Origin of the sequence: Arthrobacter sp. Alg241-R88, from assembly GCF_900537115.1 — a bacterium.
Classification (GTDB): domain Bacteria; phylum Actinomycetota; class Actinomycetes; order Actinomycetales; family Micrococcaceae; genus Arthrobacter.
The window spans coordinates 46,054-65,879 of record NZ_UNRG01000003.1 but is presented as its reverse complement, the minus strand read 5'-3'; the positions used below and the strand labels follow the sequence as shown (position 1 = coordinate 65,879).

The window sequence follows — 19,826 nt, the reverse complement described above, 5'->3', positions numbered from 1 at the left end:
CTAGGGATACGGGCACTGCTTAGGTCAGGCTACCGGCTGGCGCACTTTCACACACTTGATGACAGGGCGTGAAAGCGCAGGATGATGGCGCTGCAGTACTGACGCAGGGGCAGCCCCAATTCCGGCAAGACATGACCCTCGGCCCAGGCGTACGATCCGTGGTCTTCGTGATTGCCGCTCCCTGGTGGTTAGCCACCCAACGCCAGTTGCGACGCTCCCAGCCTACCAAATCCGCAGCGCCCTGCGCGGGTAGGCTTGTAGGCGTGAGTGAAGAGCAGCTGAACCAAGCGTACGTAGTAACCCTGTCCTGCCCGGACCGCCCGGGAATCGTTCATGCGGTGGCCGGCGCCCTGCTGGTGGCGGGATGCAATATTACGGATTCGCAGCAGTACGGCAGCCCGGCCACCGGCAACTTCTTTATGCGGGTAGAGGTGACGACGCCGGCCGCTGCGTCGGAGCTTCGGGCAGCTTTGGAGCCCGTGACGGAGGCCTTCGGCATGCAGTGGAGCCTCAACGGCGTGGGGCAGAAGGTACGGACCCTGGTGATGGCCAGCACCTCCGCCCACTGCCTTAACGACCTGCTGTTCCAGCAGCGGTCCGGAACCCTGCCCATCGAGATCCCCGCCATTGTGTCCAACCACCAGGACCTCGCGGGGCTGGCCGAGTTCTACGGAATTCCGTTCCACCACATCCCCGTCACGAAGGACACCAAGGCGCAGGCGGAAGACAAGCTGCGCGCCATCATGGCCGAGCACGATATCGAACTGACGGTCCTGGCCCGCTACATGCAGATCCTTTCGGACGAGCTCTGCACCGAGCTCACCGGCAAGGCCATCAACATCCACCACTCGTTCCTGCCGTCCTTCAAGGGCGCCAGGCCGTACCACCAGGCCCATGCGCGCGGTGTAAAGCTGATCGGTGCCACTGCCCATTACGTGACGGCGGCTTTGGATGAGGGCCCCATCATCGAGCAGGAAGTCATCCGGGTGGACCATGCCCGGACGCCGGAGCAGTTCGTCCAGATGGGCCGGGACGTGGAAGGCCGCACCCTGGTCCAGGCGGTGCAGTGGCACGCGGAGCACCGGGTCCTGCTGGACGGCAACAGGACTGTCGTCTTTAACTGACCGTGGTCAACTGAGCGGGCTGAGCCTCGGGGAGGCGCGATGGAAGCGGGGGCGGAGGACGGCGAGCGCCGCCTTGCCGATTTCTACAACCGGCGGGCCGCTTCCGGCGCCGACCATCCGCCGTCGCGCCACCGGGTGGAGCAGCGCCGCCGCTTCATCGCCCTGCTGAAGTCCGAAGGGCGGCACGCCGTCCTGGAGATTGGAGCCGGAACCGGTTTGGACGGGTTGCAGTTCGTGCAGGCGGGCATCCATTACACGGGCGTGGATCTCGCGGAGGGGCAGGTCCGGCATGCCCGGGCCAGGGGTCTGGATGTATCGGTTGCGAGCGCCCGGAGCCTGCCGTTCCCGGACGGCTCGTTTCCGGCAATGTGGTGCATGAGTACTTTGCTGCACATTCCCGCCAGGGACCTGGACGCGGTCCTGGCAGAGCTGGTGCGGGTGTGCGCGCCGGGCGCGCTGATCGCCGTCGGCCTATGGTCCGGAAACGATGAAGAGGAACTGAACCCGGAGGACGACGTCGTGCCCCGCTTTTTCTGCAGGCGCACCGACGCAACGGTCCGGGAAGTCTTTGGGCGCCACGGAACCATCGAAGACTTTGCCACCTGGCCCGAGGGTACCGGCACCGAGTCCGGACCCGGCGGCGGCTACTGGACGCAGCACTACCAGTTCCTGGTCCTCCGCACCCCGCGCCCAAGTAAGTAGCACTAACTGTCGTTTTGAGCCTCCAAAACGACACTTAGCGCTACCTAGTTGGGCCCGCGGCGGATGTCCTAGGCTTGGCCCATGGCTCCTCTTTACCCCTTCGCCGGGAACACCCCGGCCGTCCATGAATCCGCGTTTGTTGCACCCACGGCCTCGATCATCGGCAGCGCCACCCTGGCCCAGGACTCCAGCGCCTTCTACGGTGTCTCCGTCCGCGCCGACACCGCCGCCATCTCAGTGGGCGCGGGCAGCAACCTGCAGGACAACGTGGTGCTGCACGCGGACCCCGGCTTTCCCTGCACGGTGGGCGAACGGGTCAGCGTGGGGCACGCCGCCGTCGTGCACGGCTGCACTGTGGAGGACGACTGCCTGATTGGTATGGGCGCCACCATCCTTAACGGGGCGGTGATCGGCGCCGGCTCGCTCGTGGCTGCCGGCGCCGTTGTCCTGGAGGGTACCGTCGTCCCGCCGCGATCACTGGTGGCAGGCGTCCCGGGCAAGGTCCGCCGCGAACTTACCGATGAGGAGTACGACGGCGTCCGGGCCAACGCCGCCCGCTACATCGAACTGGCCCGGGCGCACCGGGAATTACACGGCTAGTCCAGGCTTATCGGGCCGATCTCGTCCAGGAGGTCACCCGGTCCGGGGTTGCCCGGGGCTGAGGAGCCGCCCAGGTGTTTGACCACGCCCCACACCGCGTTCAGTCCGGTGGTGACGGCGCCTTCTGCCCAGCCGGCGGTGAATGAGACGTCGTCACCGGCCAGGAAGATGCCGCGCTGCGATTCAGGCAGGGCATCCTGCTTGAAGTGGGTGAACAGCCGCTGCTGGTAGCGGTAGTGCCCCGGCAGGTTCGCCTTGAAGGCCCCCATGAAGTTGGGATCGGCCTCCCAGGACACGGTAATGGGCTGGCCCACGATGTGCCCGGCGATGTCAACCCCGGGGTAGATCTGCTCGAGCGAATGCAGCATCAGTTCCACGCGCTCGTCCGCGTCCAGCGCCAGCCATTTCAGTGCGTCGTCGTTCCAGGTGTAGGAGAGCAGGATGACGGCGGGCTGGTCCGGCCCGTTGTCCAGCAGGTACGTGGCGCGGTTGAGCCGGTCCGTGAGCGTCATCGAGAGGACCTCGTTGCCCGTGTCCGGATCAATGTCCTTCCAGAAGGGCCGGTCCACCATCACAAACGTCTTGGAGGACTGCATGTAGTGCGAGCGCTCGATGGCCGTCCACAGTTCGGCCGGGAACAGCGCTTCCTCGGTGTGGATCCGCGTGGACAGCAGCCAGGACTGGCAGGTGGTGACCACGGCGGGGTAGCTGGCTTCGCGCCCCCAGCGCTCGCGGATGCGCAGGTTTCCGTCCGGATCGCGGCTGATCCTGCCCACTGCCCCCCGCGGCGAACCGGCGTGCAGTGACGACAGTGAGGTTCCTTCCGGCCAGTGCGCCATGCCCGACGGCGCGTGCTGCCAGAGTGCCTCGGGCAGCCGCTGGGCTCCCCCGCTGATGAGCCGGTGCTGGTCATCAGCATCGGTGTAGACCACGCGGAGGATCTCCAGGATGGAGTTGGGGAAGTCGGTGTCCCAGCCGCCGGTGCCGAAGCCCACCTGCCCGAAGGCTTCCCGGTGGGCGAACCCGGCCTTCTTGAACGACTCGCTGGCCGCGATGAAGCCGTAGAAGGTCTGCTCGTCCATCAGTGGCAGCAGTTCGTTCCACAGCTCCTTGATCCGGCCGGTGTCCCGGGATCGGATTGCGGCCTGCATCTCAACGAACTTGGCGCCGTCGTTAACGGCTGCCTTCCACGCGTCCGCCACTTCGCGGAAGAACGGCGGAAGGTCGCCTGGTTTTTCCGCGTAGTGTTTCTGGCCGGCCAGCTCGATCACGGTACTGGAGGTGGCCGGGGACAGCGGGTTGGGGAATTCCTGGGTTTCCAGGCCCAGCAGGTCCACGTAGTGGTAGAAGGCCTTGCCGGATTCCGGGAAGCGCATCCCACCGAGGTCGGCCACCACGCCGGGCGCCGCGGGGAACGAGGCGGTGCGCAGGCGGCCGCCGATCCGGTCGGCCTCGTAAACCACGGGCCGCAGTCCCAGCTTCATCAGCTCATAGGCGGTGACCAGGCCGGAAAGGCCTGCTCCGATGACGGCAACTTCGGTCCCCAGCAGTTCGTGCGGCACAGTTCCGAGGCCGTCCGCGTGGGCGAGGTAGTGGTCGTAGCTGAACGGGAAGTCCGGGTTCAGCATGGTGATGGGATCCGTTGCGGCGCCGCCGGGAGCCGGCGCTGCAGCGGAGGTGGCCGAGGTGCTGGACGGGTCTGAGGCCGGCAGTTCGGTGGCGATGGTCATGGAAGTTCTGCCTTCGTCGGTTAGGGGGTGTGCTGGGGTGAGAGTTGTGGTCCGGACAGCTCGCGGTATTCCTCGTTGCTGAGGGCGGCCACCCGTGAGTTCCGGCGTCCGTAGCCGAAGTAGGCGGCCACGCCCACGAGCATCCAGAGGGCGAAGACCACCCAGGTGTCAGCCCCGAGGTTGGCCATGAGGTAGGCGCACATTGCCGCGCCGAGGATGGGCGTGAGCGGGAAGAGGGGCACGCGGAAGGTCCGCTCCAGCTCCGGCCGGGTGCGGCGGAGGTAGATGACGGCCAGGTTCACCAAGGCGAACGCAAACAGGGTGCCGATGCTGGTGGCGTCGGCGAGCGCACCCAACGGAACCAGCCCTGCAGTCAGCGCGACGGCGGCCCCTACCAGGAGCGTCCCGGCCACGGGGGTGCCGGTACGGCGGGAAACGCGGCCGAAGACCTTGGGAATGAGTCCGTCACGGGACATCGACAGCAGGATCCGGGTCTGGCCGTAAAGAACCGTCAGGACGATGCTGGCGATGGCCAGGACTGCGCCCACGGCGAAGACAAGGGCGATCCAGGGCTGGCCGGTGGTTTCCTCAAGGATTTTGACCAGGGCAGCCTCGGTTCCGTCGAACCAGCCCCACGGCCGGGCGCCGATGGCAGCGACGGCCACCAGGACGTAGATGGTGGTGACAATCAGCATGGACAACATGATGGCCTTGGGCAGGTCACGCTTGGGGTTCCGGGCTTCCTCACCTGCCGTGGAGGCTGCATCAAAGCCGATGTAGGAAAAGAAGACGCGGGAGGCGGCGGCCGAGACGCCTGCGGCGCCCATGGGCAGCAGGGGTTCAAAGTTGCCCGCGTTAAAGGCGGTGAAGGCCACCGCGCAGAAGAACAGCAGGATGCCCACCTTCACCACCACGATGGAGGTATTGATCCAGGCGCTCTCCTTGGCACCGCGCACCAGCAGGATGGTTGCAAGCACCACGATGACCATGGCCGGGACATTGACCACACCGCCGTCGCCCGGCGGTTGGGACACTGCATCGGGGAGGACGGATCCGAAAACGGCAAGCGTTTCATTGACGTATTGTCCGGCACCCACGGCCACTGCGGCCACGGATACTGCGTACTCCAGCACCAGGCACCAGCCGCAGATCCAGGCCATCCCCTCGCCCATGGTGGCGTATGTGTAGGAATAGCTGGAGCCGGCGACGGGCACCAGTCCGGCCATCTCCGCGTAGGACACCGCGGACAGCAGCGCTGCCAGGCCGGCGATCGCGAACGAAATCCAGATGGCGGGCCCGGCGAGCGGAACGGATTCACCCAGGATCACCAGGATGCCTGTGCCGAGGGTTGCCCCTACGGAGATCATGGTCAGCTGCAGGACACCGAAACTGCGGACCAGGCGGGGACCACCGTTGTTGGTTTCTGCTTCGTTGACCATCTGGGAGATGGGTTTGCGGCGCAGCAGCTGGGCGCCCAGGGCGGGACGGGCCGTTGTTCCGGTCGCGCCGTCCGGGGCCTGGCCGGAGAGTGTAGGCACAGTCATCGTTGACGTCCGTTCGTGTCGTTGGCTGGTTGAACTGGTTTTCCCCTGACCAACAGTAGGCGTGTGAGCCGCATCTCAAGGAGGTGCAAAGTGACCTATAGTGTTCACCCATGAGACGTAATGCACCAGCTATCGACAGCCCCGACCAGCTGGACGCGGTCACGCTGGGACAGTTCCTCGCGGCACTGCCCGCGGAAGTAAGGATGGTGCACGACGCCGGGAATGGCCAGGTGCCCCTGCGCTGGGTGGAGCCGAGCGAGCTGGAAGACCCCACCCCCTATCTGCTGGACGGGGAGTTTGTCCTTACCGCCGGCCTGCCGTTCCGTGACGGCGGCTACGATGACGCCGGCACGGACGGAAGCCACAGCGTCCCCCGGGTTCAGGAGTATGTCCGCCGGCTGGTTGATGCAGGAGTGGCGGCCCTGGGCTTTGGCCTGCAGCCTTATTACGACGCCGTTCCGAACCACGTGGTTGCCGCCTGCCGGCAGTACGGGCTCACTTTGGTGGAGGTGGCGGCCAGCGTGCCGTTTGCCGCCCTGGGCCTGGAATTCTCCAAGCTGCTTGAGTCCGGCAATGCTCAGGTGTTCCGGCAGCTGGCGGAAACCAACCGCCACCTCATGCGCGCAGTGCTTTCGGCCCGGCCGGAACACGAGCTGCTGGCGGCGCTGATCCAGCGCGTTCCGGTGTGGGCCGTCCTCTTTGGCGCCGACGGCCGCGTCCGCGCCCGAGGGGGCGCCGCCGTCGACACCGCCCAGCTTCAGCCCCTCCTCAAGAAACTCCTCACCGGGAGCGGGCCCCGCGTGGAAACGGAAACTTTCGACGCCCCGGGCCCGGCGCTGGTGTTCGGCCACCCGCTCCGCAGCACCAAGGACGCGACCCTGGGCAGCTTGGTGCTGGGCGCGGACAAGGCACTGACCCCCGCCCAGAACAGTGTGGTCTCATCAGTTGTGGGGCTTCTTGAACTCCTGGTCCGCCAACGCACCAGCGGGTCCCTGGCACCCAGCCAGCTGGCCACCGCCCTGCTCCTGCACCCCGAGAGCCTGGCCGCCGGCAACACCCGGCAGCTGAACGTGCTGAAGGACCTGCTGGCGCAAAGCGTCGCGGGAACGCGGTCCGGCCCGGTCCGGGTGGTCCAGGGCCTCCGGGGGGCAGGTGCCCCCGCCGCCGAGGACGGGCCGGTGCGGGAGCTGCTGCAGTGGCGCCGGATTTTCGACAGCAAAATGGTGGAACTGACCGATTACGGATTCGCCGCAGTCACCAGGCTGAAGGTGGATGACCAGTTGATGGCAGAGGTGGAGCAGCTGGGCTGGCGCCTGGTGGTGGGTGAGCCGACTGAGCTGTCCGGCCTGCCGGAAACCTACCGGCGGGCCACCTCGCTTCGGCCCCGCGTGCTGGCTACGGGGAAAAGCGCGCGGGTGGAAGAGGTGACCTGGTCCGTGACCGGCCTGCTGGGCAGTGAGGCCGGGACCATCCTTGCGGGAAAGCTCCTGGCACCCGTCCTGGAACTGGAGCCCGAACGCCGTGATGTCCAGCTCCGCGTCCTACGGTCCTGGTTGGCCGCGAACGGAAGCTGGGACGCCACGGCCAAGGATTTGGGCCTGCACCGGAACAGCGTGCGGCGGCAGGTCAATGCCATCGCGGAACTGTTGGAGCTGGACCTGGGCCAGGCCCAGTCCCGGGCGGAGCTTTGGATTGCGCTGCAGTATGCGGACGGCCTGGTAGCAGAAAACCCTTAGCCGCCCCAGGAGCGGTAGAGATCAGGCCGGCGTTCGTTGAGGTACGGCACGTCGCCGCGCGCCCTGGTTGCCGCGCCTTCGTCCAGTTCCGCGAAAAGGAGCTGCGGTTCCTCGCCGGCCGCGGCCAGCAACCTGCCGTCCGGCCCGGCGATGACGCTGCCGCCGAGGAACCTGCAGCCCTCCTCCACGCCCGAGTGGTTGGCGTAGGCAATGGACAGCTGGCTTTCCAGCGCCCGCGCCCGCAGCAACACCTGCGGGACGTCGTCATACCCGTGCGCGAGCGCAGTTGGCACCAGGAGCAGTTCGGCTCCGGCCACGGCGGCAGCCCGGACTGCTTCGGGGAATTCGACGTCGTAGCAAATCACCATGGAGGTGCGGATGCCATTGAAATCCACGACGGCGGGAGGCTGGGCCGCCGGGCTGAAGGCAGCACGTTCGTCGGCGCCAAAAAGGTGCACCTTTGCGTAGCTGAGCAAAGTATTGCCGCCGGCGTCAAGAAGCGTCGCACTGATGTGCCACTCCCCTTGACCGGTGAGCTGGGGAAGGCTATACACCAGGCCGATGTTGTGGCGGCGTGCGATGGTGGCAAGCTTCGCGTGCAGCCCGGGCAGGGAGTCGGGATCCAGCTCTGCGCGGACCCGGCGGGGTGCGTAACCCACGGGAAACAGTTCTGGCGTCACCAGGACTGCAGCGCCGGCAGCAGCAGCGGCCTCTGCCGCCGCGTCAATGGCGGCACAGTTGGCATCCACATCCATCACAACGGCGTTCGCCTGCAGGAGTGCCAGCAACACAGCGGCCACCTTCCATCGTCGGAACCGGCCCTCGAAGGAAGGCCTTAGTTCAGACTAGCGACGGCCCGTGCTGGCCACATGGGGTCTTTTGCACCTCCCTCCCCGCCCAAGCGGGCAGATTATCCTGTTCGCTTCCAGGTGTTTTGCAGGCACCCTTGCGTTAACTTCTTGACTACAAGAGTTCGAATGAGGCAATCTTCTAAGCATGCCCGCAACTTCGCGCTCAACGAGGAGCAAACCTAAAAATCCCGGCTCGCAATCCGCGCTCAGGCAACTGAACCAGCAACGGATCATCGAGTCGCTGATGGGCGGGCCCTCCACGCAGGCAGAACTGGCGCGGCAGACCGGTCTCTCCACCGCAACGGTCTCCAACATCGTGAAGATCATGCTTGATTCAGGCCTGGCATCCACAGAGCCGATCACCAGTTCCGGCCGGCGGGCGCTCAACGTCAGGCTCAACAGCAATGGCGCAGTGGCAGTCGGGATTGACTTTGGCCGCCGGCATCTTCGGGTGGTCCTGGCCTCGCTGAGCTATCACGTCATTGCCGAGGAATCCGTCACGCTGCCGCTGGGCCACCAGGCCGAGGAGGGGATCCAGGCGGCAGTGGTCCTGCTCGAGAAACTCCTGGACGAAAACGGAATTGCTCGCACCGCAGTGGTGGGCGCCGGCGTCGGAATCCCAGGACCGATTGACCGGCGCACCGGCACTGTGGCCCAAGGGGCCATCCTCCCCGAATGGGTGGGCATCAGCATCCTCCAGCACATGGAGGAAAGGCTCAAAATCCCCGTCTTCGTTGACAATGACGCCAACCTCGGCGCCTGGTCCGAGGTGACATGGGGGCAGCACACCGGCGTCAGCAACCTGCTGTTCCTCAAGATCGGATCCGGCATTGGTGCGGGCCTGATCCTCAATGGGGCACCCTATTACGGCAACGTGGGGATCACGGGCGAAATAGGCCATGCCACCATCCATGAACAGGGACTCGTGTGCCGCTGCGGCAACCGCGGCTGCCTGGAGACGATCGCTTCAACCACCACCATGATCGAGCTCCTCAGCCGTGGTGAGGACCGTCCGCTCACCCCTGCGGACATCGTACGCAAGGCCCTGGCCCGCGACTCGGCAACCCTTCGGGTGCTCGACGATGCGGGGCTCGCCGTCGGCCGCGCGCTCGGCAACGTCGCCAACCTGATCAACCCTGAAGTGATCGTCGTCGGGGGACCCTTGGCGGGCCTCGGCAACCTCCTCCTGGACCCCATCAAGAGGGGCCTGGTCAGGCATGCCGTTCCTGTCATCGGGGAGACAACGGAATTGGCGATGTCCTCCCTTGGCGACCGCGCGGAGGCGCTCGGAGCGGCCGCGCTGGTGTTCCAACACGCCGGGATCCGGAAGACCTAGACCGTTTCGTTACCTGCCATATGCGTTAAAGACTTGACGACAACCGGCGTGATCCAGTTTACTTTTTCATCAGACGGCCCTGCGCTTTGCCGGCCGGACAAAGAAGTCATTGCATTGGAGGGTTAGGGCAACATGACGTCCCAGACCACGCAAAACGAGCCGATCATCCTCGAGATGCGGTCCATTACCAAGGAATTCCCCGGCGTTAAAGCGTTGGATAACGTGAGCCTGCGGGTGAAGGCCGGTGAGATCCACGCCATCTGCGGCGAGAACGGTGCCGGCAAGTCCACCCTGATGAAGGTTCTCTCGGGCGTTTACCCCTATGGGAGCTACGACGGTGACATCGTCTACCAGGGACAGGTCCAGCAGTTCAAGGATATCCGGGCCAGCGAACACGCCGGCATTGTGATCATCCACCAGGAACTCGCGCTGATCCCGGAGCTCTCCATCATGGAGAACATCTTCCTGGGCAATGAGCCCACCAAGCGCGGCGTCATCGACTGGGCTGAAGCCCGGCTGCGTTCCCTGGACCTGCTGGCCCGCGTGGGCCTGCGCGAGGACCCGGATACGCCGATCAAGGAAATCGGCGTCGGCAAGCAGCAGCTCGTGGAGATTGCCAAGGCCCTGAACAAGTCCGTGAAGATCCTCATTTTGGACGAGCCCACGGCGGCACTGAACGAGTCAGATTCGCAGCACCTGCTGGACCTGATGCTCGGCCTGAAGGCCAAGGGCATTACGAGCATCATCATTTCGCACAAGCTCAATGAGATTGAACAGATTGCCGATTCCATCACCATCATCCGTGACGGCAAATCCATCGAGACGCTGAACGTAAAGGCCGACGGCGTGGACGAGGACCGCATCATCAAAGGCATGGTGGGCCGGACATTGGAATCCCGCTTCCCGGACCACACGCCGAAAATCGGCGAAGTGTTCTTCGAGGTCAAGGACTGGAACGTGGCCCACCCCAACGTCCAGGACCGGCTGGTATGCAAGAACTCCAGCTTCTTCGTCCGCCGGGGCGAGATCGTGGGCTTCGCCGGGCTCATGGGAGCAGGACGCACCGAATTGGCCCGGTCCGTGTTCGGCAGGTCCTACGGCCGGTTCGTCAGCGGCCAGATCTATAAGGACGGAAAAGAGATCACCCTTAAATCCGTCCGCCAGGCCATTGACGCGGGGCTCGGCTACGTCACCGAGGACCGGAAATCCCTGGGACTGAACCTGCTGGACGACATCAAGACCACTACGGTGGCGGCCAACCTGCGGAAGATCAGCCGTAATTCCGTTGTGGACCCGAACCAGGAATTCACGGTGGCTGAGCAGTACCGCAAATCGCTGCGGACCAAGACCCCGTCAGTGGAGGAAGGCGTAGCCAAGCTCTCCGGCGGCAACCAGCAAAAGGTGGTCCTCGCGAAGTGGATGTTCACGGACCCTGACCTGCTGATCCTGGACGAACCGACCCGCGGCATTGACGTGGGCGCCAAGTACGAAATTTACGGCATCATCCAGCAGCTCGCCAACCAGGGCAAGGGAGTCATCGTCATCTCCTCGGAGCTCCCCGAGCTCCTGGGCCTTTCCGACCGTATCTACACCATCTTCGAAGGCGCCATCACCGGTGTCCTGAATAAAGACGAGGCCAGCCAGGAGAGCCTGATGAAACTGATGACCTCCGCCCGCAAAGCCGAAGCCGCCTGACCCTCTGGATTATCCAGACCTTCCGGACACAAGGACTGACACCATGAACGCCCTCAAGAAGCTGTTTGGCGGCAACACCCGCCAATTCGGCATGATCTTCGCCCTGGTAGCACTGATCATCTTCTTCCAGATCGCCACCGACGGCCGGACCCTCACTCCCGGCAACGTCATTAACCTCTTCAATGGCAACTCCTACATCCTGATCCTGGCCATCGGCATGGTCCTGGTGATCATCGCCGGCCACATCGACCTCTCCGTCGGTTCGGTAGCAGCATTCGTGGGCGTCACTGTTGCCCTGGCAATCCGCGACTGGGGGATCCCCTGGTACGCCGGTGTGCTCCTGGGCCTGGCGCTCGGCGCTCTGATTGGCGCCTGGCAGGGTTGGTGGACAGCATATGTGGGGATACCCGCGTTCATCGTCACCCTGGCCGGCATGCTCCTGTTCCGTGGCTTCAACCAGTTCGTCGGCAAGTCCAACACCATCCCGGTCCCCAGCGACTTCCAGTACCTGGGTGCCGGTTACCTCCCCGAAGTGGGACCCGACACCGGATTCAACAACCTGACCCTGGTGCTGGGCATCGCCGCCGTTGCTTTTGTGGTGTGGAGCGAGCTCCGCTCCCGTGCCCGTGCCAAGGCCCTCGGCGCCGAGGTCCCTGAAATGTGGGTGACTGCCCTGAAGCTGGTCCTGATCGGCGGCGCCATCCTCTACGCCACGTATCTGTTCGCCACCGGCCGGCCGGGCACCTCCTTCCCGATTCCCGGCCTCATCCTGGCGGTGCTGGTCCTGGTGTACGGCTTCATCTCCTCCCGCACCATCCTCGGCCGCCACGTCTACGCCGTCGGCGGCAACCGGCACGCAGCCGAGCTGTCCGGCGTCCAATCCAAGAAGGTCAACTTCCTGGTCATGATGAACATGTCCATCCTGGCCGGCCTGGCCGGCATGATCTTCGTGGGCCGGTCCACAGCCTCAGGCCCGTTCGACGGCGTCGGCTGGGAACTTGATGCGATCGCAGCAGTCTTCATCGGCGGCGCCGCGGTCACAGGCGGCGTGGGTACCGTCGTCGGGTCCATCATTGGAGGCCTGGTGATGGCTGTGCTGAACAACGGCCTGCAGCTCCTGGGCATCGGCGCCGACCTCACCCAAATCATCAAGGGCCTGGTACTCCTGATCGCCGTCGCCTTCGACGTCTACAACAAGAGCCAGGGCAAAAAGTCGATCATCGGCCTGCTGATGAGGAACGTCGGGGGCGGCCGCGCCGGCGGCGGACCCAGCAACCCGCTCCAGCCCGACGAGACCACCTCCACCAAGGAAGCGATCGCCAGGGAAGCCTGAGCCTTGCAGCCTGAATCGCGTTACACCACCACAAAGAAAGAGAACCAACAATGAGAATGTTTGGTAAAGCAGGAAAGGCCGCAGCGGTAGCTGCCATCGCAGCGCTGACGCTGACGGGCTGCGGCCGCTCCGAGCCCAGCACGGGCGGCGGAACCGAAGGCGCCGGTGGGTTCGAGCAGGACGCCTCCATCGCCGTCGCACTTCCGCAGAAGACCAGTGAAAACTGGGTCCTCGCCGAAAAGCTGTTCAACGACGGCCTCAGCGAGGCCGGATTCAAGCCTGATGTCCAGTTCGCGAATGCCGGTGTTTCCGAGCAGCAGAACCAAATCAGCGCCATGATCACCAAGAACCCCAAGGTCCTCATCGTGGGCGCTGTCGACGGCACCCAGCTCGGCACTCAGCTGAAGCAGGCCAAGGATGCCGGCGCCACCATCATCGCGTATGACCGCCTGCTGTTGAACACCGAGAACGTGGACTACTACGTGGCCTACGACAACTTCAAAGTAGGCGAACTGCAGGGCCAGGCACTGCTGGAAGGCCTCAAGGCCAAGAAGCCGCAGGGCCCTTACAACATCGAACTGTTCGCCGGCTCCCCCGACGATGCCAATGCAAAGGTCTTCTTTGATGGCGCCATGAGCGTCCTGAAGCCGAAGATCGACGACGGCACCCTCAAGGTCCTCTCCGGCCAGACCAGCTTCGAACAGGCCGTAACCCAGGCGTGGAAGGGCGAGAACGCCCAGCGCCGTGCCGACACCCTGATCAGTGGCAGCTACACCACCGAACCCCTGGACGGTGTCCTGTCACCGAACGATCTCCTGGCCCGCTCAATTCTGACGTCCGTGAAGGCCGCCGGCAAGCCGACTCCCGTGATCACAGGCCAGGACTCCGAGGTGGAGTCGGTCAAGTCGATCCTGGCAGGCGAGCAGTACTCCACCATCAACAAGGACACCCGCAAGCTCGTTGAGCACGCCATCACCATGGCGAAGGACCTCCAGGCCGGCAAGGAACTGGAAATCAACGACAAGGACTCCTACAAGAATGGCGTGAAGACCGTTCCTGCGTACCTGCTGGAGCCGGTCATCGTGACCTCTGCAAACGTGAAGACGGCCTACGTGGACGATCCGGTACTCGGACCGATCACCAAGTAAGCACTCTGATCACGGAGAAGCCCGGTCCCCATTTCGGGGGCCGGGCTTTTCCGTGCCCTGTCCTGGTAGTCCCCCGTCCTACTGTTTGACGGTGAGCACCCCGGGACCGGCGAACTGGAGGGCATGGTTCTTTACCGCCTGGGACGTAGTGAAGGCTTTGTAGCTGTAGACCTCCGCCGGGTCCCAGCCGACGTCGGTGGTGAAGTCCCAGCCCGTCCAGTCCGGGGCGGGTGAGCCACTAAGTTCGGCTTCCGCGAGGGCTTCGGCGCGGTTCTGCTCGAAGGACGTCTGTGCCACCGTGTTCAGGTCCGTCTCCTCGCCGTTGAACCAGGACCCCGTATCACTGAAACGGTGACCGTTGTAGCTGCTCACCATCACCGACTCGTCCGCACCGGGTCCCGTGTACTCAAAGGCATTATGCTCCGAGAAAATTTGTGACTCGTAACCCGCGCCAAGGAAGTAGCTGCTGCCGCCCTGGCCCTCGCTGATCATGGGATACTGCGGGTGATCGGTGCTTCCCACAAAGTAGTTGTTGACCACGTGGACCTGGCCGAACCGCACTCGCGGTCCCCGCTGCTGAAGGTTCTCGAAGTGATTGCCGATGTAGCTGACCCGCAGCTTTCCGCCGTCCTTGTCCACGTGTTCGTCGCCCGAGCCCAGCAGCATGGTCTTGTCATGGTTGTGAAGCTTACTGTTGGAGATCGTCACATAGTCCGTGCCGTCCTTGAGGTCCAGCAGACCGTCATGCCGGTTGGCCGGCTTGCCGCGGAAACCCATAGGTGCCTCGCTGTCCGGGTAGCGCCCATCGCTGAGCCGGACCTGGTCGATCCAGAGGTGGTCCGATGTTACGGAGGAGACTGCGTCGAAGCGGGCATTCCAAGCGCCGTCACCGTCGTCCGGCGACCAGGTGCTGAAGAAATCAACTGGTGCCTCCACGCTTAGGTTGCGCATCACGACGTTTGTTGCGCTGAGGATCACGATGTTGGCACCAGCGAATCCTGAATCCGCCCCCAGACCGATCAGCGTGGTGTTGCTGGGCAAGCTCACCTCAATTTGTCGCTTCATGTTGTTGCTGCCGGTCTGCCGCAGCTGGCGCTGCTGTTTGCAGTAAGGAAAGGTCTGGTCGCTCCAGACCTTTCCCTCAGTGCCGAAGCAGGACATGTACTTGTTGATGTCGTATCCGGGTGCATAGTCCTGCTCCCCCAGAATGCGCCCGTCCGGGGTCTGATTACCGTCGATGGTCCCCTTGATGTAAATGATCTTGGGCGCTTTGGGTTCCCCATGATTGCTTAGAGCCGCCTTGAGCCCGGCCAAGGTGCTGACTTCGTATCGGCTTTCGGCAGGAGCGCCGGCACCGCCGTTGGTTCCGCTTCCGACGGCGGCCCAGCCAGTCGGTGCCGCATCATCCGGGCGGATAATGCCCCCGCCAGTGGGTGCCGGGCCAGCTGTTGCCGGCGCGGCCACCGCCATACCAGCCGCAAGGGCAAAGGCAGATGCTGCGGCGACAACTCCGGCCCCGCGGCGGAAGTTATTGAAGGTGGGCTTGAAAGTTCGGGCTCGCGTCTCGGACGTCATTGGCCTAATTTCCGGCATGCCAAACAAACCACATGCCTTGATGTGTGCGGATCATGATGGAAAGGATTACCGGCTGAGAAAGCGGTTTCCCATGCGGCCCTTTATTCTTACTCGTCCTGTGACAAGCGTGTCAAGAGGTCTTCCGTCCTGTAGCCCCTTCCCGCGCACCCTCCCTCACTTCCCACAAGTAATATCCAAACGCTCGGACGTTGCAGTGAGAGGATGGGCACCATGAGTGCGCCTATCGCCAAGCCGTGGTTGTCCAGCCAGTCCGATCAGGATCCCCGTTCCGCCACAGGAACTCCCCTTCGCTGGGGTGTCATTGCCACTGGCGGAATTGCCCGCTCGGTGTCCCAGGACCTGGCGCTGCTCGCCGATGCAGAACTGTATGCCGTCAGCTCCCGGGGGCAGGACACAGCAGATGCCTTTGCCGTGGCGTACGACTTTGCCAGGGCCTACGGGGACGACGGCGGCGTCCGCGGCTACGAGCGGCTGCTCGCCGATGATGCGGTGGACGTGGTGTACGTGGCAACGCCGCATGCGCAGCATCATGAAGTTGTGCTGGCGGCGCTCAATGCCGGCAAACACGTCCTGTGCGAAAAGGCGTTCACCGTCAACGCCAGGGAAGCCACGGAGCTCATCGAGCTTGCCCGGTCGCGAAGGCTCTTCCTGATGGAGGCAGTCTGGAGCCGGTTCCTGCCGGCGATGCAGCGGGCTTTCGAAATTGCCGCCTCAGGCGAAATCGGGGACATCCACTGGGTGACCGCAGACCTTGGCTTCCCTGCCCCGTACTCACCCACCGCCAGGCTCTGGGCCAGGCAGGACGGCGGCGGCGCACTTCTCGATCTTTCGGTTTACCCCCTGCTCTGGGCGCTGGGAACCCTTGGTTTTCCCCAGACAGTCAGTGCCACAGGACATGTAAATGACGACGGCGTTGACGCCCAGAATGCGATGACCCTCGGCTACAACCACGGAGCGCAGGTGCAGCTCATCTCGTCGCTGCTCGCACACGGCCCACGCACTGCCACCGTCGCCGGCAGCAAGGGATTCCTGCAGAGCATCGGATCCATCAACAATCCGCGGGAACTGGTCATTGGAACAGGATGGGACGAACGCCGGGTCGAATCCTTTGACGTCGTGGGCCGTGGATACACGTACGAGCTGCGCGAGGTAACGCGCTGCATTCAGCAGGGTCTCACGGAGAGCCCCGTGATGCCGCTGGAAGACACCTTGAACACCATGCGCCTCTTTGATGGAGTACGGGCGCAGCTGGGCGTCAGCTACCCCAACGATCAGCGGCAAACGACAAAGGTGACACAGCCGTAAACTGTCGCAGCAGCAAGTCAATGCCGTGACAACGCTCCCGGCTGCTGTCACGCGAGGGAAGATAAGCAGCGGCATTTAGTCGAATTGTTTGGTGAATTTCCTAGACTTTTTGCAACATTCAGTCTTACCCTGTAGGCATCCGTCGATTTCAACGGTACTGGGGGTGGTAGGCATGGCTAAGGCTCGTTCTCCGTGGCGTGCCCTGCGTCCTGTTCTCCTAGCCGGCGCGGCCACCCTTACGTGGCTGACGTTTTCATCTCCTGCAGCTTCAGCAGATGCGCTTTCTGATACCAACTCCCTGTTGGGCGGCGTCACGAGTTCGGTGTCGTCGGTAACCGAAAAACTTGCCGGGCCTGCACCCGCCGCCCCATCTACACCTCCTGCTGCTCCATCCTCTACGGGTCTCCTACAGCCAGTGGTGGGCCAGCTGTCGGGGCTAGCGGACAATATCGTCTCGGCGGTACCGGTTGTGAACCAGGTGGTTCCGGCCAGTGCCGTTACGGCTGTCTCCGCTCCTATCGCTGGAGTTGCGGACGGGGCCACTGCGGGCCTTGTTGACGTTGTCGTTCCACCCGTTGCCGCGGCCGTTCCTGTTCTTGAACCCGTTCTGCAGCCCATCTCTGACCTGGTGACAGGCACCGCTCCCCTACCCGTAGCGGTTCCTGAACTGCCAGTCGTTACGGTCGATGCGGACACCTCCGGTGGCGCCACGGTCGTCCCAACGGATGACCCCGCTGCTGCCGGGAATTCGGGCGCAGCTTCCGAAAGCCCAACACCTTCCGGCGTGCCCGTCGTCGACGCTGTGAAAGGACCCGGTCTCGCCGCCTCCCCTGGCGGTACGGTTGCCCTTACGGGTACCGCGCCGGTTCTTTGGGTTGCAGACGCAGCATCCGGCATTGAGGCAGAGCAGCAGGACACTACGGACCCATCGCCCGTCCATGCCCAGGCTCCTGCCGCTCCCGGTTCTGGGGCGGGAAGTGGGGTCTCCGCATCCGGCTCCTCGGGTTCCGCGGCATGGTTGAGCACCTTCACGTTTGAACTTCCTATTGCCGGTGCCGTCCGCGCCGGCGAGACCTCTGAGCACGTCCCTGCGCCGGTGTCTTACGACCCCGGCTCCTCTCCTGACTAGTTGAGACCCGTCTGCCCACGTCGGGCAGAAACGCGGCATTACGGGTTGCTGACAAGCACCCTGACCTCAACTTTTCAGGAGACATCATCATGAGTTCCAACCTTCGCAGGGGGATGCTCGGCACCCTCTTTGCCGGTGGGCTACTAGCCTTCGGCTGCACCGCGGCGAACGCCGCGGACACCACCAGCGGATCGGATCTTTCCGCATCTGCCCTCATCTCGGCGGCGGCGTCCGCTGACACGGCGTCGTTGGGCCTGCTGGGTGGCCCAACGCCGTCAGAGTCAACGGGCGTCGCCGCCGTAGTCGACCTCGACCTCGGTCTCGGCAACGCTGCGGCGGCCGCAACCGCCCCAAGCGCCGATCTCGCAGTCGCAGCAGATGTCGTTGTCGACCTCGGAAACGGGACCGGCCAAACCAGCAGCCCCGACCTCTCCGCGGCCGCCGCCGTAGACCTCGGTCTCGGCAACACCGCGATAGCCGGAGCCGCCCCAAGCACCGATCTCGCAGTCGCAGCAGACGCTGCAGTCAATCTCGGGACAGTCGCAGGAACGGATGGCACCACCGGCGTACCCAACGCCGCTGTGGATGCAATCGTCGATGTCAGCCTCGGCGGCACCAACGGAACCGACAGCACCACCAGCGGACTCGACGCCGCTGTGGATGCAATCGTGGACGTCAACCTCGGCGGCACCAACGGAACCGGCACCACCGGCGCACTCGTGGACGCCCTCGTCGACGTCAACCTCGGCGGCACCACCGGAACCGGCACCACCGGCGCACTCGTGGACGCCCTCGTCGACGTCAACCTCGGCGGCACCACCGGAACCGGCACCACCGGCGCACTCGTGGACGCCCTCGTCGACGTCAACCTCGGCGGCACCACCGGAACCGGCACCACCGGCGCTCTCGTGGACGCCCTCGTCGACGTCAACCTCGGCGGCACCAACGGCACCACCGGAACCGGCACCACCGGCGCACTCGTGGATGCCCTCGTCGACGTCAGCCTCGGCGGCACCAACGGCACCACCGGAACCGGCACCACCGGCACTCTCGTGGACGCCCTCGTCGACGTCAACCTCGGCGGCACCACCGGGACCACCGGAACCGGCACCACCGGCGCACTCGTGGACGCCCTCGTCGACGTCAACCTCGGCGGCACCAACGGAACCGACGGCACCACCGGCGAACTCGATGCCGCGGTGGATGCTGTGGTCGGCCTTGGCACTGGCAGCACCGGCACCACGGGTGGACTGGCTGCAGTCGTTGACTTGGGGCTGGACCTTGGCCTCGGCCTGGGCAGTGATGGCAATGGCACGGAAAACCCGGGCACGGGCACGCCGGGCACGGAAAACCCGGGCACGGGCACGCCGGGCACGGAAAACCCGGGAACGGGGACCCCTGGTGACGGCAACACGGGAGGCACCGGCACCCTTGACCCCGGGACCAATGCTCCAGGCACGAACACACCCGGCACGGACAATGGCAACGGAAACGGCACTACCGGTTCGAACAACGGTTCTGACAACGGCACGGCAGGCGCCGGCGGCTTCTCGGCGGCACCGGCAGGTTCCACCGCAGTTGGCGGTGCCATCGCTCTCGATTCCACCCCTCGCAGCACCCCTGCGCAAGGTGGCGCCGCCGAGGGTGCCAACGCCCTGGCCAAGACGGGCGTGGACGTTTCCCTGGTCCCGCTGGCCCTGCTGCTTCTGGTGGCGGGAATCCTCCTGATGCTCCGCAAGCGCAAGGTGTCCTAGGACAACCAAGGTTTGCTGACAGCACCTGCACCATGCGCCTGAAGCGGCAGCAGCGAGCAGGCTGAGCGGAAGGAGGACCCGCAAAACACAGAACGCAACCACACGAATCAACGCAAACATGTCATCAGCACACATGTCCTTGTGGCCGGTGGTCCGGCGGCGAAAAAGTTTCAAGGTTCGCCGCCGGACCGTCGGTGTGGCACAGAACGGAAGCCGACGCCAATCGTCCGTTTACTCCACCGC

General features: G+C 64.5%; 15 protein-coding genes. 11 read left to right on the top strand and 4 right to left on the bottom strand.

The genetic code is table 11. The features are described from left to right. Nucleotides 1–263: 263 nt before the first annotated feature. The 3 genes from purU (at nucleotide 264) to G6R19_RS08920 (ending at nucleotide 2,426) form a co-directional block, all read left to right on the top strand. Entirely contained in the window at nucleotides 264–1,124 is an 861-nt protein-coding gene (gene purU, locus G6R19_RS08930; protein WP_163164219.1) for a formyltetrahydrofolate deformylase, read from the top strand. A gap of 39 nt (nucleotides 1,125–1,163) precedes the next feature. After that, on the top strand, nucleotides 1,164–1,826 hold the full coding sequence (locus G6R19_RS08925) for a class I SAM-dependent methyltransferase (RefSeq protein ID WP_163164218.1): 663 nt from the start codon (nucleotides 1,164–1,166) through the stop codon (nucleotides 1,824–1,826). Between the two features lie 81 nt (nucleotides 1,827–1,907). Then, the gene (locus tag G6R19_RS08920) at nucleotides 1,908–2,426 is read left to right on the top strand and encodes a gamma carbonic anhydrase family protein (RefSeq protein WP_163164217.1); all 519 of its coding nucleotides are present in this window, start codon (nucleotides 1,908–1,910) and stop codon (nucleotides 2,424–2,426) included. Here G6R19_RS08920 and G6R19_RS08915 read toward each other — a convergent pair. After that, nucleotides 2,423–4,156, bottom strand: coding sequence for an NAD(P)/FAD-dependent oxidoreductase (locus tag G6R19_RS08915; RefSeq protein WP_205484339.1), 1,734 nt, complete (start codon nucleotides 4,154–4,156; stop codon nucleotides 2,423–2,425). The genes G6R19_RS08920 and G6R19_RS08915 overlap by 4 nt on opposite strands. Before the next feature lie 20 nt (nucleotides 4,157–4,176). After that, nucleotides 4,177–5,700 (bottom strand): amino acid permease, encoded by a 1,524-nt coding sequence (locus G6R19_RS08910; protein ID WP_163164216.1) that lies wholly within the window; start codon nucleotides 5,698–5,700, stop codon nucleotides 4,177–4,179. 110 nt (nucleotides 5,701–5,810) lie between these two features. Between G6R19_RS08910 and G6R19_RS08905 the strand changes: the two genes are divergently transcribed. Further along, a complete protein-coding gene (locus G6R19_RS08905) occupies nucleotides 5,811–7,436 on the top strand; it encodes a PucR family transcriptional regulator (protein ID WP_163164215.1) in 1,626 nt (541 codons plus the stop codon). Here the strand turns inward: G6R19_RS08905 and G6R19_RS08900 are convergent. After that, on the bottom strand, nucleotides 7,433–8,227 hold the full coding sequence (locus G6R19_RS08900; protein WP_163164214.1) for a nitrilase-related carbon-nitrogen hydrolase: 795 nt from the start codon (nucleotides 8,225–8,227) through the stop codon (nucleotides 7,433–7,435). The two genes, G6R19_RS08905 and G6R19_RS08900, sit on opposite strands and share 4 nt — an antisense overlap. Before the next feature lie 205 nt (nucleotides 8,228–8,432). Here G6R19_RS08900 and G6R19_RS08895 point away from each other — a divergent pair, with 205 nt between their 5' ends. From G6R19_RS08895 to G6R19_RS08880, 4 genes are all read left to right on the top strand, one after another. Next, the gene (locus G6R19_RS08895) at nucleotides 8,433–9,623 is read left to right on the top strand and encodes an ROK family transcriptional regulator (protein WP_163164213.1); all 1,191 of its coding nucleotides are present in this window, start codon (nucleotides 8,433–8,435) and stop codon (nucleotides 9,621–9,623) included. 132 nt (nucleotides 9,624–9,755) lie between these two features. After that, nucleotides 9,756–11,318, top strand: a complete 1,563-nt coding sequence (mmsA, locus tag G6R19_RS08890) for a multiple monosaccharide ABC transporter ATP-binding protein (protein ID WP_163164212.1) — start codon at nucleotides 9,756–9,758, stop codon at nucleotides 11,316–11,318. A 43-nt stretch (nucleotides 11,319–11,361) separates the two neighbouring features. Beyond that, entirely contained in the window at nucleotides 11,362–12,651 is a 1,290-nt protein-coding gene (gene mmsB, locus G6R19_RS08885) for a multiple monosaccharide ABC transporter permease (RefSeq protein ID WP_163164211.1), read from the top strand. A gap of 50 nt (nucleotides 12,652–12,701) precedes the next feature. Then, nucleotides 12,702–13,799 (top strand): sugar-binding protein, encoded by a 1,098-nt coding sequence (locus tag G6R19_RS08880; protein WP_163164210.1) that lies wholly within the window; start codon nucleotides 12,702–12,704, stop codon nucleotides 13,797–13,799. Nucleotides 13,800–13,877: 78 nt separating this feature from the next. Here G6R19_RS08880 and G6R19_RS08875 read toward each other — a convergent pair whose 3' ends face one another. Beyond that, the gene (locus G6R19_RS08875; RefSeq protein WP_240341817.1) at nucleotides 13,878–15,374 is read right to left on the bottom strand and encodes a polysaccharide lyase family 1 protein; all 1,497 of its coding nucleotides are present in this window, start codon (nucleotides 15,372–15,374) and stop codon (nucleotides 13,878–13,880) included. Nucleotides 15,375–15,605: 231 nt separating this feature from the next. Here G6R19_RS08875 and G6R19_RS08870 point away from each other — a divergent pair, with 231 nt between their 5' ends. From G6R19_RS08870 to G6R19_RS08860, 3 genes are all read left to right on the top strand, one after another. Then, nucleotides 15,606–16,700 (top strand): Gfo/Idh/MocA family oxidoreductase, encoded by a 1,095-nt coding sequence (locus G6R19_RS08870; protein ID WP_163164209.1) that lies wholly within the window; start codon nucleotides 15,606–15,608, stop codon nucleotides 16,698–16,700. A gap of 469 nt (nucleotides 16,701–17,169) precedes the next feature. Next, the gene (locus G6R19_RS08865; RefSeq protein ID WP_240341816.1) at nucleotides 17,170–17,829 is read left to right on the top strand and encodes a hypothetical protein; all 660 of its coding nucleotides are present in this window, start codon (nucleotides 17,170–17,172) and stop codon (nucleotides 17,827–17,829) included. Between the two features lie 89 nt (nucleotides 17,830–17,918). Beyond that, nucleotides 17,919–19,583, top strand: coding sequence for a hypothetical protein (locus tag G6R19_RS08860; protein WP_163164207.1), 1,665 nt, complete (start codon nucleotides 17,919–17,921; stop codon nucleotides 19,581–19,583). Nucleotides 19,584–19,826 lie beyond the last annotated feature (243 nt).

Coding starts and splice junctions, on each gene's coding strand:
- G6R19_RS08925 (WP_163164218.1), top strand. CDS start 1,164: ATGGAAGCGGGGGCGGAGGACGGCGAGCGCCGCCTTGCCGATTTCTAC.
- G6R19_RS08920 (WP_163164217.1), top strand. CDS start 1,908: ATGGCTCCTCTTTACCCCTTCGCCGGGAACACCCCGGCCGTCCATGAA.
- G6R19_RS08915 (WP_205484339.1), bottom strand. CDS start 4,156: ATGACCATCGCCACCGAACTGCCGGCCTCAGACCCGTCCAGCACCTCG.
- G6R19_RS08910 (WP_163164216.1), bottom strand. CDS start 5,700: ATGACTGTGCCTACACTCTCCGGCCAGGCCCCGGACGGCGCGACCGGA.
- G6R19_RS08905 (WP_163164215.1), top strand. CDS start 5,811: ATGAGACGTAATGCACCAGCTATCGACAGCCCCGACCAGCTGGACGCG.
- G6R19_RS08895 (WP_163164213.1), top strand. CDS start 8,433: ATGCCCGCAACTTCGCGCTCAACGAGGAGCAAACCTAAAAATCCCGGC.
- mmsA (WP_163164212.1), top strand. CDS start 9,756: ATGACGTCCCAGACCACGCAAAACGAGCCGATCATCCTCGAGATGCGG.
- mmsB (WP_163164211.1), top strand. CDS start 11,362: ATGAACGCCCTCAAGAAGCTGTTTGGCGGCAACACCCGCCAATTCGGC.
- G6R19_RS08880 (WP_163164210.1), top strand. CDS start 12,702: ATGAGAATGTTTGGTAAAGCAGGAAAGGCCGCAGCGGTAGCTGCCATC.
- G6R19_RS08875 (WP_240341817.1), bottom strand. CDS start 15,374: ATGACGTCCGAGACGCGAGCCCGAACTTTCAAGCCCACCTTCAATAAC.
- G6R19_RS08870 (WP_163164209.1), top strand. CDS start 15,606: ATGAGTGCGCCTATCGCCAAGCCGTGGTTGTCCAGCCAGTCCGATCAG.
- G6R19_RS08860 (WP_163164207.1), top strand. CDS start 17,919: ATGAGTTCCAACCTTCGCAGGGGGATGCTCGGCACCCTCTTTGCCGGT.